This window comes from Lentibacillus juripiscarius (genome assembly GCF_042685205.1).
GTDB classification, from domain to species: domain Bacteria; phylum Bacillota; class Bacilli; order Bacillales; family Amphibacillaceae; genus Lentibacillus; species Lentibacillus juripiscarius.
Map to the genome: position 1 here is coordinate 57,748 of NZ_JBHUNA010000009.1, position 16,301 is coordinate 74,048.

Annotated in this window: 7 protein-coding genes and 2 pseudogenes; 3 read left to right on the plus strand and 6 right to left on the minus strand. The window is 33.2% G+C overall.

Annotated elements, in window-relative coordinates; translation table 11 throughout:
• Nucleotides 1-819: 819 nt before the first annotated feature.
• From ACFSUO_RS05280 to ACFSUO_RS05305, 6 genes and pseudogenes are all read right to left on the minus strand, one after another.
• Entirely contained in the window at nt 820-3,165 is a 2,346-nt protein-coding gene (locus ACFSUO_RS05280; protein WP_382391806.1) for an AAA family ATPase, read from the minus strand.
• A 966-nt stretch (nt 3,166-4,131) separates the two neighbouring features.
• Nucleotides 4,132-4,434 carry an IS66 family insertion sequence element accessory protein TnpA gene (gene tnpA / locus ACFSUO_RS05285; protein ID WP_382391808.1) on the minus strand — a complete coding sequence of 101 codons (303 nt, stop codon included), beginning with the start codon at nt 4,432-4,434 and terminating at the stop codon, nt 4,132-4,134.
• Nucleotides 4,435-5,432: 998 nt separating this feature from the next.
• Entirely contained in the window at nt 5,433-8,324 is a 2,892-nt protein-coding gene (locus ACFSUO_RS05290; protein WP_382391810.1) for a DEAD/DEAH box helicase family protein, read from the minus strand.
• An 8-nt stretch (nt 8,325-8,332) separates the two neighbouring features.
• Nucleotides 8,333-10,915, minus strand: coding sequence for a site-specific DNA-methyltransferase (locus ACFSUO_RS05295; protein WP_382391812.1), 2,583 nt, complete (start codon nt 10,913-10,915; stop codon nt 8,333-8,335).
• 518 nt (nt 10,916-11,433) lie between these two features.
• A pseudogene (locus tag ACFSUO_RS05300) lies at nt 11,434-11,871 on the minus strand (recombinase family protein); the annotation flags it as partial.
• A 604-nt stretch (nt 11,872-12,475) separates the two neighbouring features.
• Complete coding sequence (locus tag ACFSUO_RS05305; protein WP_382391814.1) at nt 12,476-13,333, minus strand: tyrosine-type recombinase/integrase; 858 nt, start codon at nt 13,331-13,333, stop codon at nt 12,476-12,478.
• A 417-nt stretch (nt 13,334-13,750) separates the two neighbouring features.
• On the opposite strand from ACFSUO_RS05305, the pseudogene ACFSUO_RS05310 reads away from it, so the two are divergent.
• The 3 genes and pseudogenes from ACFSUO_RS05310 to ACFSUO_RS05320 form a co-directional block, all read left to right on the plus strand.
• A pseudogene (locus tag ACFSUO_RS05310) lies at nt 13,751-14,067 on the plus strand (transposase); the annotation flags it as partial.
• Between the two features lie 194 nt (nt 14,068-14,261).
• Nucleotides 14,262-14,387 (plus strand): hypothetical protein, encoded by a 126-nt coding sequence (locus ACFSUO_RS05315; protein WP_382391816.1) that lies wholly within the window; start codon nt 14,262-14,264, stop codon nt 14,385-14,387.
• Between the two features lie 998 nt (nt 14,388-15,385).
• Nucleotides 15,386-16,123 (plus strand): hypothetical protein, encoded by a 738-nt coding sequence (locus ACFSUO_RS05320; RefSeq protein WP_382391818.1) that lies wholly within the window; start codon nt 15,386-15,388, stop codon nt 16,121-16,123.
• Nucleotides 16,124-16,301: the final 178 nt, after the last annotated feature.

A 16,301-nucleotide genomic window follows, 5' to 3' on the forward strand; every position in this document is an offset into this window, starting at 1 on the left:
TACTAACTTCAATCGATGACGTGAAATTGAGCCAATTATGATAAAGGGTGATCTACTGTTTTCTAAGATAATGTGCTTAACCACTGCGGAGCTGCTTGCCCTTGACCACCGTGCCCCTTCCAGCGGAACTTAGAAGTGCTTGTCCATGGTAAGCTGGCGATACGGATGGATGGAGCCCTTATAGGTTGTTTTTTACCATCCGCCACAAGAGAATTACCATGGATACAAACAAGTTCAAGGGTGGTGGGCTTGGCAAACCTTATGGCTCGGCAGTAACTACTACTTTAGGATTTATAGATATGGCTCTGTCCGTGTGTCACAGGTGGCTCAAAATGGTGTCATAGTTGGCTCAACAACATGGCAAGTTGTACTATTTTATGTCTTTATTCAAGACAGACAGTCAAATTCTGTGAATAGCTTATATAAAGTACAATAAATAGAAAATTCAAATGGGTGGTTTGGAAGGACTTGCTTAACCACTACTACTGCCTTCGGGTGGCACTTGACCCTATAAAATGTGCACATGCCTGGTACACAAAATGTGACCACAACACTATGTTGTGGTCACAAAAGACTTTCATATCAATGGGTCTGAGCGATTACTTACATCATGCCGCCCCTTTCATATCTGATGATATCAATTTTGCTTAAAAATGATAAATCCCTTTAAATCAACGTTTTGAGCATTCATGAAAAACTTAAATGCTACACAAATGTATGTGTTTATAAATTTCCAGTGACCAAATTTGAGCAACTATAATGAATTAAAGTTGACTTTTATGGACTATTTATTCATCAGCCAAAATTAACTTTTAAGAATTATAATTTTTCATAAACAACGTCTAAGGTTTGCTTTAAAAATGTTATTAGCTCATCAATGGTTAGTGGTTCATCTCTGTGTGCTGATTCAATGCTTCCGTGATGGGATGGATTTGAAAATTCATTTAATTCCCTGAGTTCGGATATTACTTCCTCTTTTGGTTCCTTAAATTTGCAAATTGAAACCTCCAAAAGATTGATCATCTTTCCCAAGCCATCTTTATTATTTAGAGGGCCGATTAGTTGACCAGCACTGTCAGTATATTGTTTTTTTAGATATTTCCTATATCTAAATTTAATACTGTCTTCAAGAACTATTCTAACTGACCCTCGAAATTCATTTATACTCTCATGTAATTTTGGGTTTTCACAAAACGATTCAATTTTCTTTAATTGAGTAAAATATCGATGTTCCATATGATCTTCCATGTCATCTTGGTCTAAGTCTTCTAATTTCCCATTAAATATAGTAAACATACTCGGGGAAGCCTTTTCATAGATATTAAACACTAATGAATCATTATGACTCAATATAAAAGTCTGTTTTAGTTTTCGGCTCTTGTCGATCAAAAGATTTACGGTCTTATTCCTTCTGTTACTATCAAAACTTGATAAAGGATCATCAAATACAACAACCTTATTTTCTATGTTTTCTTCTATATCTAATTTTGCAAGGAAGAATGCCAGAGCCAAGGTACTCCTATCTCCCTCACTTAATGCCTTTGAGGCCTGAATTTTTCCATTTAAATTCTCAAAAGAGATTTCCTCATCATTTAAGGTTAAAACATAACTAACAGAAGGCTCTGTGCTTCGACCAACAATCGTACTTTTTATATTTTTTATTTTGTATCCCGTGGAGAATTGCTTTAAGTAGTCATTTATTTTTTCACCATATTTTTCAAAGATCTCTACAGAGTAATCATCCAGGTCTTTTTTCATCTCCTTATTTTTCTCATTTAAGATTTTTATTTTTTCCTCTAAATCGATGTATTCATTACAATAGGTTAGAATAGGGTCTTTAAACCGTTCTTTAATTTCTTTTAGCTTTCTTAACTCCTTTTCTAATCCCTCTAAGTCCCTTTCTGAGTTTTTTAGGTCATCAACTTCAGGGTTGATTGTCCCTAACAATTTGTTAAACTCTTCAATATAGCTGTTGAAGGCCTTTATTTCATGATCAAGCAAATCAAAACTCTCAGTTGACATGCAAATATGGGGGGTCTCTAACTTTTTATATAAATCTTGTTTAGCTCGATTATATAATTCATTTAAATCAGTATTATTTTTCTCCAGGGATACAGTGGCAGCAGCTTCGTTTTGAATTAATGGTGTCCAAAAATCTAAAAGGCTTTTATTTTTAGTAAGTTCGGATAAGCTTTTCTCTAATTCAAACTGTAAATTATAATTTTCCGCATCTTCAAGAATTAATTCACACTTATTTTTAATTTTGTTATATTTCTCGCTGAAGAATTGTCTATAAGAAGTGATTAAGTGTTGAACTTTAGTTAATTCTTGGCTACAAAATGGACATTTTTCTTCTTCATGATCAATTGAAAGATAACCTTTTCTTATCCAACCTTCGGGGTTTTCCATGTTATTTAACTTTAAACTATGTATATGATCTTGGACGTTGTGTATGTACTCATTATCGATATCTTCTACGCTAGTACCAATAATTGATTCACATTGCTGTATGTCTATTGGCAACTTTATTTTAGGAACCAACTTTGGCTTTTCTGTATTTTTTATGTGCTCTTGTTGTTGTGCCAGTTCTATTTCCTTACTTTTAGAGTTTATTTTCTGGTCAATATTTTCTTCCGAACCCACCTTAATATAGTCCTTAACCTTAAATTCTTTAATAACTTTGGTTATTTCAAGTTCAATTTCTTTTTGTTTCTTTTTATCTTCAGCTATTGTCTCCTTATTTTGCTTAATATTTTCTGATAGTTTAACTCCCTTTTCTCCAATGACAAATTGGTGTAGTTTTTTTTTGTGGTCCGGAGAAACCTCAAACCCAGAAAATATATTATTATTAATAAAGAAGGTATCAAAAACCTCTAGGTTATCTAAGGTATTACGCCACTTATTTCCTTTAAAATCATACCGTACATCTTCACCAAGTATTGATACTTCTTGGTCTTTTTCAAAACCGATAGTTTTTCTATCATTTATGATATTCGGATTTCCATCCTCTAAGGATTTGAAGATAGCTGATAAGGTAGTTTTTCCACTACCATTATTAGCATAAATAACATTTAAACGGTCAAATAGCGACCCTGTTTTCATATCACTGGCGTTAAAATGTTCATACTTTCCTACACCTTTTATAGAGATTAATTTTCTAATCATATAGTCATACCTCCTAATATTCAACCTGTAATTATCAACAAGAATTTCACTTCACAAATGCTTTTGAAATAATTGTTTGAATCATTTATCCAGAAAATGACCCGATCGTATTGCTGAACAAGAAGAATCCCAATATTACTAAAGCAATTTTTGAGTAAACTTGTACCAAAAGAACCAACTTACGTCCAGGAAGAAATGCTGACAAACCTGGAAGGAAACGGTATGTGTGCTGCTCTTTATCTCGGATGGCTTTAGGACACCTGTGATGAACGGACATATTCATTCCATAACTAACCTATGTGCACCCTGCAATATCATTTTTTCTTCATTAGTGACAATATGCTCCTAACATGGACATAAGTTCGTGGTAATGGAAAGAATCAAAACGCTTAGTGGAGATTTTATATTTCTTGAAGGCTGGTGCTGCAATTTACCATCCTACACCATAAGTGTCCTGCATGGTTCTTTCAATGTACTGTCTCACCCTAGTTTCAATTTCAAACAATAGCCCATAAGCTTCTTTCAAGTATTCAGTTTGCATATGATTGTTCTCCTTGTGCCATAGTAACTGTCTTTACTATCTTTAGGAATAAAGTTCGACATGGAATGCCGAATTCCTGCATACAAACGAATTTTCCATAAAAAGTACCCTTCACTCCTTATTGTAAGATTACAAGGGAAATTAACAAAAAAGAAAAACGAATAGAGGTGTTATTAAGGAATTAAAAGAGCTAAAAGAGAATAATACTAGAGAAGCCTTTTTATTTAATGATGCCTGCTTCTCACTGTAATAAAACTTTACATAGTAGGAAACAGGCACCGAAAATTCAAAAGGATACTGTCAACTTAAGTCATTGCTAGCATCCTTTCATTCCTCCCCATGTTTATTGGACTTTACATGCAGGAGGTTAATAGATTTTGGGATGACTGGCAAGGCTCTTTTTTTATAATGGCAGTTGTGTATTTTTACACTGCCGAGTTATGTAGTTTTATTCTGCCATAAACACCGCACTTCGAAATGGCGTCAAAATGAATAAAGATAGGACCCTGTCCTTCAGAGGATATGGATTCATCGTCCACCTGGACGGTAAGCCATTGTGTTGGTTCCGGTTCGGCAGGAATCCTATCGTTTTCAAATCGCTGCACCCAATAATACATTTGGTGGACTTTGATTTTTTGGTTACGGCACCATTCCGCAATCGTTTGCCCGCTTTCTTTCCAAGTGTCATATCGCGCTTTCCACTCTATTCTTTTGTCTTTCAGGGTCATCGCTCAACCTCCCGAATGAATTTCTAAGAAGTTTATCGCGAAACGAGATATGGAATTAGTTAGGCGATTGTTATTATTAGTTGAAAATAACGACGATCGAAAAGAACTTAAAATTCAAGATAATTCAGACCGTGAAATTTGTTTCATATCATCTAAAAATCTTAGATCAAGCTGGATATGTTATGGCTTCATTGACATAGGATGGGCATGAATTTTCGGATTCCATTAAGGATAATAATATTTGGGATGAAACTAAAAAAGGACTCAAAGGTAAAGGGTTTGAACTTGGGTCCGTACCGTTTGACGTAATAAAAGAATATGCTAAATTACATATAACCCCGCTCAGCGAATGGTGAAGATCAGCAGTTATCTTTTATGATATGGCCATTGGCTGTTCCAGGACAACCATCCTATCCCCTATTCCCTCAAACCTTAAGTATGTAGAAAATATATAGAGTAGAGTAGGAGGAGGGCTTTCACCCTCCGCCCTCTCATCAAACCGGTCGTGCAGCTTTTCCGCATCCGGCTTTCACTTCGTCAGTTCCATTGGTTTGGCTTTCCCCTTTAGGGTTATACCTCCCCTACCTATTGAAGTTTACCAATAGGACCTACAGTTCTCCCCCCAGTAATTACACATTCTATTCCATCCATCCAGACCCTAATCACGTCGATGTGCCCTATGGGTCGTTTCCCTTTTCCAATTTTCCCACAGAGTATGCCTTTCGCATAGGTTTCCCCGTTTTTCGGGCGGATCACCCAACATCGCCGCCACCTCTGGTTCACATGTTGTTCCGGGCTGGACTTTGCCTGCAGACCTTTCAGATGCCCCTTTGCAGAGGACACCCTGTCAATTCTGCCCCCTCAGGGCGGGGACCTTGCTTTGGCTACGACACTTAAAAGGGAAAAGTTATCGTGTGGATTTAAACCACCTAGACTGTGCAACTGTGGGGCACACCAAAAAAACGGCCGCATATGTTGCGATCGTAAAGATAGTTTTTCTACTCTTCACACTTAAATATGTCCTCTATATTATTAGACCAGAAGTGTTCATAGTACCCATCATTAAATGGGTTATCCTCGTTATATAAAACAAGATCTACAATGACATTATATCTCTCCTTTTTAAAAGTTTTATTCTTAAAAATGTTATTAAATCCACCGACCTTATTAATAGTACTTGCGTGTGTTGTTCCCTTAGGGTCAACAAAGATTATTCTGTAACCATCACTACCTTTTTCACGAAGCCAGAATATAAAATCGGGTTTAAATTTCTTAGGTTCGCCATTGTCGAAGTAAGGTATATATACATCATCTAGTGATTCATCTAGCTTACTAAACATCCACCATTCATATTTTTGATTAATTTTATCAGAGTTATTTTTAATATAGGTTTCAAGGTTTTTTATAAAATTAACTTCACTTGGGATATTAATAATATGCTTAATATATTCTACGTTTTCCTTGTTACTATATATAAGCGGATAGTAGAAGTGCGAGTTAATGTATTTTATTGTTAAGTCTCTATATTCTGCTTTTTTCTTAATTAAGCCTTCTTCTAACAATTCAATATATTGCTCCGTTGAGTACCTTTCTTTATCAACGTAGCTTCTAACTGAATCAACTCTATGTTGTATCTCCCTATAATCTTCTTCATTTACTTTAATATGCTTAAAGTGTACTAAATCATTCTCATCATCAAGCTGCTTAAAATTACTAAGTTTTTGGTCTTGCGACCTTAGGTATTGTTTAATTTTGCGATATATCAAACCTAAGTTTTTATAAGTATATTTTTCATCTTCAACGAAAAGATCTTTAGGTTTTTGACTTAGGTGGTTGAAGTATTTTACTTCGTTATAGCTAAGGCCATACTCTAGAGCTAACACGCTCGAAGGGGTTGATTGAATATCTTTGATAAAACGATTCAAATCATTACTATGAATTTTTATTTTCTTAAGTTTTGAGTTATCTTTTGGAGTATTTTCATACTTAGGTATAAGCAACTCATATACATGAGAATTCTTAGATATTTCAATTCTCTTTTGGGTACCTTCTGATTTTTGATCATCTACTGTTTTTAAAACATTCTCTATAGTATCTTTTTCTGTAGCAAAGATAAATAATGTTTCCAGTAAAGGAGAACTATCCTTCAAATGGTCAAAAATTTCTTGGTCAATTTCTCCATTATTATATAGGCCTTTTAGTCTTTTACGTTGATTTTTTACTGGCTCTACTCTTATTCCGCGTCCTATTGATTGTAGGATGAACTTTTTTGCATCAGTTTTCCCGATGTTAATAAAGTTAAGAACATTAGGTCTAGTTGAGTCCCATCCTTCATAGAAAGACCTCGATCCCATAAGGATATTTATATCAGGGGTAGAGTTTAAATGTTCAAAGTACCTTTTGTCATCATAGCTTCCAGTATGTTCGTAACCGCTGAGAATTTCGTTTCTCCAATTAGATATCTCTCCTATTCTTATTAGAGCAAATGGAGTAGATTTCTCGGACGACTTTAACCTTAACCCAATTTCTTTTTTATTATCAACATATACATACTCGATAGCACTAGGAGTTTCTGCATTAAAAACCTTCGATAATACAACTTTAGGAGTAATATTTTCTATAAAGCTTACATCCATATCTATTTTTTCTTTTTCGAAGATATACGTTTCTTTATTAGTGATTTCGTCTATTAACTCCTGTCTAGCTCTTTTGAAGATCTCTAATGAGTAATTATCTCCAGCAAAATTCTTTAACTCTTTAAAAAACAAGTGGAGATCTGAGTCAGATTGAGTAACCGTTTGAGTAAGAGTAACCATTAAAGGTGAATGATAATAATTGTCCCCATTCACTTCATATGCTAGTTTAGAAGCAGTTAAGGTAATAAGAGACTTTGTTACTATTAATTCTTTCTTGTAATTACTTGTATCATCGTCCCGTTTACTGAAGTCAAATGTCGAATCACTAACATAGATATTTTTTCCATAACCGTTGCTAATGAATTTCTCTAAGTTAAAGTTATAAGCTGTAGTTGTATAATCTAATAAATCGCTAAAAGTTGCTGATAGATTAAACAAGAAGCCATTTCTTGAGATAACATTAAAGTAAGCTTGTTGTTTAGAACTTTCTTTATTACCTTTGTGTGCTTCGTCTAAAACTATATACCAATTACCGTTATTTTCATAATGTAAGTAATTAAGCTTTGCATCGCCTTGAGTATCACTTATTAAATCGGAACGGTAATAGTAAATATCAATCTGGTCCTCAAACTTTAGAGCCTTTTGTAATTTATTTTTCTCATACTCCTTAAGGTTAATGAAATTGATATAGACGTTGTTCCTAATATTTGAATTAAATTCTTTTACTAGAGCCTTAGTCTGTTCGATAATCTTCTCACTAGGGGCAAGAAATAATACATCTTTTGATGGGATTTCATTATTTTGTATTAATTGGTGTATTAACTCAAAAAGTTTTACTATTATTAAGGTCTTTCCACTTCCAGTTGCCATCCATAATGATAAACGATTATTAAACCTATCAAAGTTTATTTTATCATTTTCGAAAGAGAAGAAATCCTCATAAATATCAATTAAATGTTGGTTCTTTTTTAGACGCTTTAGATGTAATTTATCAACTGGGGCATTATTATTTTGATATATATACCCTAAGTTGCCTTTTCTTTTCGATACGTCTTTATAATCTTCATCTAGTGAGTAATCTAAAGATTTTTCATAATATAAATATAATGATTTAATAACATTTTGAAGAGCATTGACCTGATAGTTATATAGGTTTTTTTCCATTGAGTATTGATGAAGGTTATTGATATACCATGTTTCAGGTAAGTCATAATAATTAATATCATCAATTACTTGACTTAGTGTCAAATTCATAAAGTATTTCACCACCTAATTAACGGTTTGATATATTGAAGGTCTAAATCATTTAAATTGATTGGTGGATTATTTTCTAAAATAAGATTGTTATCATTTTTAGATATTATTCTTTCACCAATTAAATTAGAAAGCGATTCTGGTAAATCAATGTTCGGATAAATTCTATCAGGATTGAAGGAATAGGTATTATTAGTTTCGTCTCCTTCTACTGCAAATGACAATTTTTCATCTCGGAAAAAAATATACTGCTCATATGGAGATTTGTTTGCATTATACATTGTGAAATTTTCGTCTTTATATATGGCATTCTTTAATGTGTCTTCATATTGTTCTAGAGTATAGTACTTGAAAAATCCTCCACCTTGAAAATCTAGGTTTTTAGTAATGCCTGTATTATCTCCGTTTAGTACATTCTTCATTCTAGTTAGTGTCTTTTCTTCAAAATGCTCACCAAACTCAACACCAATCCATTTTCTTCCTAGCTTATGTGCTGCAGCGGTTGTTGTTCCACTTCCCACAAAAAAATCCATTACAATATCATCTGAAGAATCAGTTGTCATTTCGATAATTCGTTGTAAAAGACGTTCTGGCTTTTTGCCATTTTTTAATTCTATGTTCCCTTCGTTAGCAATACCTGCCCACGATATATCAGTCCAATTATCTGTCAATAATTCAGTAGGTACTAGTTCTTTATCAATCTCTTTAAGTTTATTGGCATAGAAGGATAATGATCCACCTTTATAAATATATAAATTGGTATTATCTTCTCGTTCCACACTTATTACCTGTTCAGTGTTCTTAGAATCTTTTAATAGTTCCTTCACCGTATCAGTTGGTTTGTGAGGATCTCGTTTACTTACGATCCTTTCCGCATTTTCTAACGCAAAATCACCAATGAATATGTCCCTGATAGTTTTCCATTTATCGCCCCATTTCTCTTTGGCTTCTTTATTATCATCAATCTCGTTAACCTCGTAAAATTTATCGATAATAGGTGTTAATTCCCAATGCTCTGGAGAGTCATCAATATTTTCAATATAAAGGTTATAATTGCTGTCGTAGTCAACTTTTGTGTACATCTTTTTAAATGGAAATTTGGACTTATCTTTGGTCACAAATAACAAATATTCAGTAACGTCTATGGGCCCAGGGTTTACAGTTTTAAACCCTGCAGGAGAAGATGTCTTTACTGAAATTAACTGGACAATATTTTCTTCGCCAAATATATCTGCAAGTAAATGCTTTAGATTGTGTATTTCTTTATAATCAATTTGGCAAATTAATGCTCCATCTTCGGATAGCATATTTTTAGCTATTTCCAACCTGTTTTCCATCATGGTTAACCAACTACTATGCTTCATTTTATCCTTATAAATAAACTCATCGTCTTCAGTATTATAAGGAGGGTCTATATAAATTAACTTAATGTCATCGTATTTGTCTTTCAGCGTGTTGAGTGCTTGGTAATTATCGCTTTTAATAAGTAAACCGTCCATACTTCTATCTAAATTAGTAATACTATCAATAATTTCTTCCCTCAATGAATCGAAATACTTTGTATCAATAGGAAGGAATGGATAATTCTCCGGGTCTATATTATCTAATTCGATATCTTTAATATAATGATTATTTAGCCACTCATCATATTGTTGATCAATGTTATCGTGTTCTTTAATTTTATCAATCAAGGACTCATCCATTTCTGATAGTGAAATTACATAGTTACTATCCAAAACGAATTTGGGTTTGTTCCATATTTTCATTAGCTCATCTTCAAATTGAGAAATAAAATGAATAATCTTATATGCGATATCTTTAAGTGCTCTTATTTGGTTCAGTCTAGCTTCATTAAAGTTATTACGCGTTTCTTTAAACATATAGTGATATAACCAATTTTCAAATTGTTCTTCTAAAAAGCCTTTTGCGTCTTTATTAATAAAGTAGTCAAACTCAGTCTGACTCTTGAAAGTACGTATTGCTTTAAATAGTTCATGTTTATGAACATCACTTTGAACGTGCTTATTAATCGCTTTTAATAATTCATCCTCTTTAGTTTTCCTACCATTTTGTGAGTATGTAACTCTTAAAGTAATTATTGTTTCCTTGCCGGTTTCCTTAGCGCCTACAAAGTCAAACACTAATTCCTTCTTTTCATCATTCTTTTTATGTTCTAACTCAGAAGTGTCAATAAAAAACTTCTTACCTTCTACATCAATACTTAAATCCTGGAATAATATCTCTGATTTTACGTAATATAGCATTTTCGTTTTCCAAAATAGAACAACGTCTTTATTATTTGTATATACTCTTTCATAGATGTTTTGATGTAAAGGAGAATAATTGAAATATATTGCACCTGAATCACTAAAATATCTATTGAAAAAAGTGTACAATTTATCAAAGAACTCATCTCTAAAACTAGGCATAGGTGCTAACGTGTTTTCTATATCATTTTTAAGAGTTTGTTTTATATTAGAGAAATATTGCGATTTAATATTAAGTAAATTGACATATCCTCCCACACCCTCTACTTTAACCCCAATAAAAATATCTTCTAACGCATTAAAAAACTTATTTTCTTTATTCATTTTTATCACCTCTTCGTTGATATTACTATCATTTTATTCTACCCAAAAACAACGAGTTAATAAATATATAAACAAATCCATATATATGCTAGGACCCGCTAGCTACCTATTTCTTTATTTATTATTCGATTTTCTTTGGTACTTATGTCTCAATTCACTTCGTACTTATACTGCGGGATAATAATTTTAGTAAGTATCATCTTAAACTTTTTGTTGCTCTGGTGTGATCTCGCCCTTTATTCGAATATGATGATAAAGATGAGCATATCCACCGTCACCAATATCCAATCTGTTCTTATATACTCACGAGATTAATATCGTTTTAACATATTCTGCGGTTCAATATTTCAGGAGGCATGCCTATCGCTCCAGCGTCTTTTCTTAATTGGAGACGGCACCTTCTATCTACTTTTTTAGATAAATCTCCGTTAAAGCACTGATTAAGTATTAGTCTAGCTTGTATAAGGAAGCTTAGAGCTTGTCAAAATAAAAAATCAAATTTCATGTTAAGATACTCTTCATTTCACATTAAGTTGGCGATACAATGAAGTTTTTGACACATTTGTAATTTCACAAATAGTGCTAACCGACATGTTTCCTGCCTTATATAATTCAATAGCATGCTCCATTCTCGCATGGTTATTATGATATTTCTTTGTTCTACCCTTATATTTGCCCTGCTCTTTAGCAAGCTCTACCATCCTCTCCCTTTGCCGCATAAGAAGTAAATCACGTTCCAGCTGATTGACTCCAGCCATAACCGTTATTAAAAATTGACTATAAGGATTATCTTCGGACAAATCCAGCCATGTATCTTTTAATGATTTGAGATTGGCCCCTTTGTTACGAATCATATCAATTAATTCGAATAGATCTTGTGTACTTCTGGTTATACGTGCTAAGTCGGTAACGTAAATAACGTCACCATCTTTCAGGTCCTGCAGCAATTGTTGTAATGTAATTGTGGCCGATTATCCTGACGTATCCCCGATATTTTTCGTGATAAATATCTTCTTCCTTCAAAAAACCTAAACTATTCAAAAAATACACACCAATATCTACTAAATATGCTATTATTTAATCGGGTGATAAATATGATGCAAGTAATTGGTGAAACAACCGTCTATTTTAAAACGGATAAATTTTCCATGAACCTAGTTCAATCAAGATTAAATGATGCATTTGAGAAATTTGACATCATTTCTCACGACATCTATAAAGTGAGGCACAAACTACATATTAAATTTATCATGAATATGCAGGAAAACAACAAATGCAAACTTCTCGATGACTACATAAGCTACGTATTACCAGAATTAAAGAGTCATTTTCCATGGGAATTCGAATTTCAGCCTTTAATAGTCCACCAAATCACAAAATCATACCAACCTCTTCAACCAATAAACAAGCATATGACTGCATTTATAAATAACAAACTAAGCAATAATGATTAACGCCCAAAGTTCCCTTTAAGTCTTCGGGCCAAAGAACATTTATTTTATGCTTACTTTTTACGGACTTGTTTAAAAAATTTACCCACCAACAATTGCCAAATTTGAGTTACAGTTGATCCATTTTATCCAACATTTCAGTCTTAGTTGGATTCGTATACAACAGAGTCGTATGAATATTCGAATGACCAGCCTGATTTGCCACTTCATGAATACTTAAGCCTTTGGCAATTGCATTGGAACAAAAGAAGTGCCTCAACACGTGAGGGGTGATTTTTTTACCAACTTCTTTAGCGTATCTTTGAAATGCTGTATTGACAACAGTACGATCAAGACGCCGGTTCCGATTACTCGGAAACAGATAATCACTATCTATTTCTTTTTCCTTCCTTTCCTTCAACCAGGATTGTAACGCTACATGAACCTTCTCACTCATGTATACAATTCTCGTTTTATCCCCTTTTCCATTTCTCACCGTAATTTCTCTCGTCACTAGATGAACATCATGAAGATGCAAATCCAGTGCTTCTGATAGTCTTAAACCAGCATAGGCAAATATCGTAGCTAAAGCATAATAACGCATATGATCGTTATCCAATGTAACCTGACGAAACTTCTCCACATCTTTATATTCTAATGTTGATAAAGATGCATATTGTTGTTGAACTCTTTCGAAATCCTTCTTTCCAATGACTACATTAGGTTGCACACGGTACTCTTCCATCAGAAATTGATTGAATTTTATTAAGCCGCTCAACTTTGTGTTGATTGTTTTCGGATTTAATTTTTTAACGGTCTTCAAGAAGGAAATATACTCAAGTACATTTTCTCGGTGAAGTTTTTGAAATGGAACATCCTTTGATTCATCAAACCATTTCAAATAACCTTTGACTGACTGAAGGTATCCTCTTATGGAATTTTCCTTTAAATCTTTATTTTGTAAATAAATATAAAAGGATTCTATCATGAATGACCCCCTCCTTAAATTATGTTGGATTCTTCAATTCGCTTATCCTTCTAAATTATGTTGGATTCTACACTTACAATTCTATCAGATGACGAGAAAAACACAACATAAATGACATTATGTTGTGTAACGAAAACTTTCAATGTATCACCTGTAACTGCTAACTTATCGATTCAATGGTAAGGTTACTTGGCATGTCCAATTTTAGTATAACATGTTCTTTTGAACTTTTTAGACCTAAATGTTGACAACTATTAGCTGGTATTATTGAATATTTTATTGTGCCAATCTTTGTCTAAGAGAGTGTACAATATTCTGTGTAAGTAGATATAACCAAACGATGTTCATAGAAAAAGGAAGCCCTTTCCTGTAGAATAAAGGTTAGCGGACTACATTTACAGAAAAGAAGTCTTCCCTATGAATCATCTTACTACAGACTAATCGAAGCTCTAGCCCAAAAACAAGATATTGAAAAAAGTTTTTCGTCTCCATCTGGAAACTGCGATTAACAGCTTTTTAAACATGAACTGACCGTCTTTTTAGACTATGAGCCATATTGATCAAGAAGGTGTTTATTCCGGCAATTCCCGTAATGGCTTTTACGATCGCACGTTCAAAACGGAATACGGGGAACTTCATCTTCGTATCCCTAGAGACGAAATGGAGAGTTTCAACAACAAACATTGGCACCATATAAACGTTCTAACAATACGCTGGAACAGTTTGTCATTCATAACACTGTATTGTCCTTTCTGCAATTCTTAATTTACTTAAGTTGATAATCAGAAAAGCTATTTTCTTAGTGATCGGCTTAAGATGTTTCTTTTCAGCGGAGAACACCTCAACCGGTCTCTTTTTTATGGGTAAGCGTAAAATAATCCCCACCTATAAAAAGATGGGGATTCCTTGTATCTTTATTTAGATTTATTTGGAACGTGGCATTCCTGAGGGAGTGTTGCTGACCATGGCAGGTATTGAGCAATTTTCTCCTTTGCCGTGTAGCCATATTGGGAAGTTGCTCAAAAAGCTAGCTGAAATAATGGAACGGATTTAATCCATTTTCGTTGACTTTCTAGACCATGTTAGAATAATTTCACTCTTCGTTTCATTCTGCCTGCTGTATCTCCTTTAGTTCAGAATGGTATCCATTCCATCGATCCTGCTCAGAATATTCTTTGATATCTATACACTTCCACAAGTAACTTTATAACCAGGAAAAGCTAAATCATGGTTGAAAAATGCATGTTTGATTTGGCTTCTAAAGTTATTTTTGCCATCAGGACCCAAACTTTTTGTTTCCCTTTTAGCGTAAGCGTCAAATGAAACACACGCAGGAATTAATGGTCTCCATGTGGTAATCCTCTTAAGAATTAGTTCGGAAGGTTAAGCTATTACCTTTTTCTTTTTTCATGGGGAAGTGATGTTTTTTTCCATTTTTAATAATTTTAGTTGGGGAGCTTATGTCCTGTAGGGAAAGATTATATACATATTTTCCTACCTATATACATATAGTATCAGATCAGATCAAGAATGAACCTTGAATATTTATCTAAATATTTCATAAGGTATTTCTGTGTTAACAACACTATATACGACATCATTACAGAGTATTAGATAAAAGGGGGGCTTGGGCATAGAATGCCTTGTAATTAGTGATTTACTTTGTTAGAATTTTTTAAAACATAGATAGAAAGGATGAGAGCGAATAAATGAAGAAATTATTAATTATATTAACATCAATCCTTCACATTTTAATAGTTTACTTGTGGGTTATAGATTGGGGGCCACTATATTCATCATTTGGAATAATAACATGGATAATATTTGGAACTTTGGGTTTTATACTTTTCTTTAGCATTACAGAAAAAAAACATAAAACTCTAAAATGGATAATCATTGGAACTAGTTCTTTAATCATTATTATTGGTTTATATACTTTATTTGTTGAATTTGCCACAAGTCAAATGACTTAATGTTTTGACTTTTTACATTTATTTTGATACTATAATCATCGGTACGTAACTGATTAATAAATGGGAAAGGTGGGTTTATATGAGGTTTCTAATAAAAAGAAAAATCTTTTTTTTATTAATCTTATCTATTATCACACTAACTTTTGCACCAGGACTAAATGCTCTAGCTAATTCTTATGATGAAAGTGAACACGACTCTCTTCAGCATATATCTATGAATAATATGATGAAGGAAAAATATGAGAATGTTCAGCAGATGTACAAAAAAGATTTGGAAGAAGCAAAAGAAAACGGAGAAAAACTTTACACTTTAAGAGCAATTGTGAAGTTTCCAACTTCAAAGTTAGGAATTAGTGAGAATGAACATGATAAGCTTAGAAGTTACGTAGAATCGCTTAAAAATGCGGAGACTAATGAAATGAAGGACATGTTCTCTAATAAACAAAAATTTAAAGAGTATAAGAAACTCGTTAAGAAACGTACTAAACATGAGTTGAAAAGATTATTTTCAATTAATTCATTACAAAAAGCTGTTGAATCATCATCAACCAATAATGATAACGATGAGGTAACCGTCTTCGGTGCAGATCCTGGTACCGGTGGACCTGTTGTTGGTTTTGATTATAAGTGTAATGATGATAATGGGATTTTGTATAAAAATTTCTTCAATAGTGACTGTCACCAAGCCTGGTATGTATACTTATTATGCACAGCTGACGTAACTAGTGGTATGTTTGGGAACGATAGATATTGCCAACTTTATGAGAGGAATTGCTCCCCATTAATTGGCCATAGCATTTACCCACATTCTCACTAATAGGTAAGAGGCGTCAAATATATTTTTTAATAGTTCCTTTAAGGAGCATAAAATGTCTTTAAAGGAACTATTTTTAATCTTGTGAACAAAACTTGTGATTTATTTACCTCTTCAGAATAAACCTTTCATAGATTATATTTTCTTATTAGGAAAAGGTTTATAGCCAAACCTTTAAAGC

Coding starts and splice junctions, on each gene's coding strand:
- ACFSUO_RS05320 (WP_382391818.1), top strand. CDS start 15,386: ATGAGGTTTCTAATAAAAAGAAAAATCTTTTTTTTATTAATCTTATCT.
- ACFSUO_RS05290 (WP_382391810.1), bottom strand. CDS start 8,324: ATGAATTTGACACTAAGTCAAGTAATTGATGATATTAATTATTATGAC.
- ACFSUO_RS05295 (WP_382391812.1), bottom strand. CDS start 10,915: ATGAATAAAGAAAATAAGTTTTTTAATGCGTTAGAAGATATTTTTATT.
- ACFSUO_RS05305 (WP_382391814.1), bottom strand. CDS start 13,333: ATGATAGAATCCTTTTATATTTATTTACAAAATAAAGATTTAAAGGAA.
- ACFSUO_RS05280 (WP_382391806.1), bottom strand. CDS start 3,165: ATGATTAGAAAATTAATCTCTATAAAAGGTGTAGGAAAGTATGAACAT.
- tnpA (WP_382391808.1), bottom strand. CDS start 4,434: ATGACCCTGAAAGACAAAAGAATAGAGTGGAAAGCGCGATATGACACT.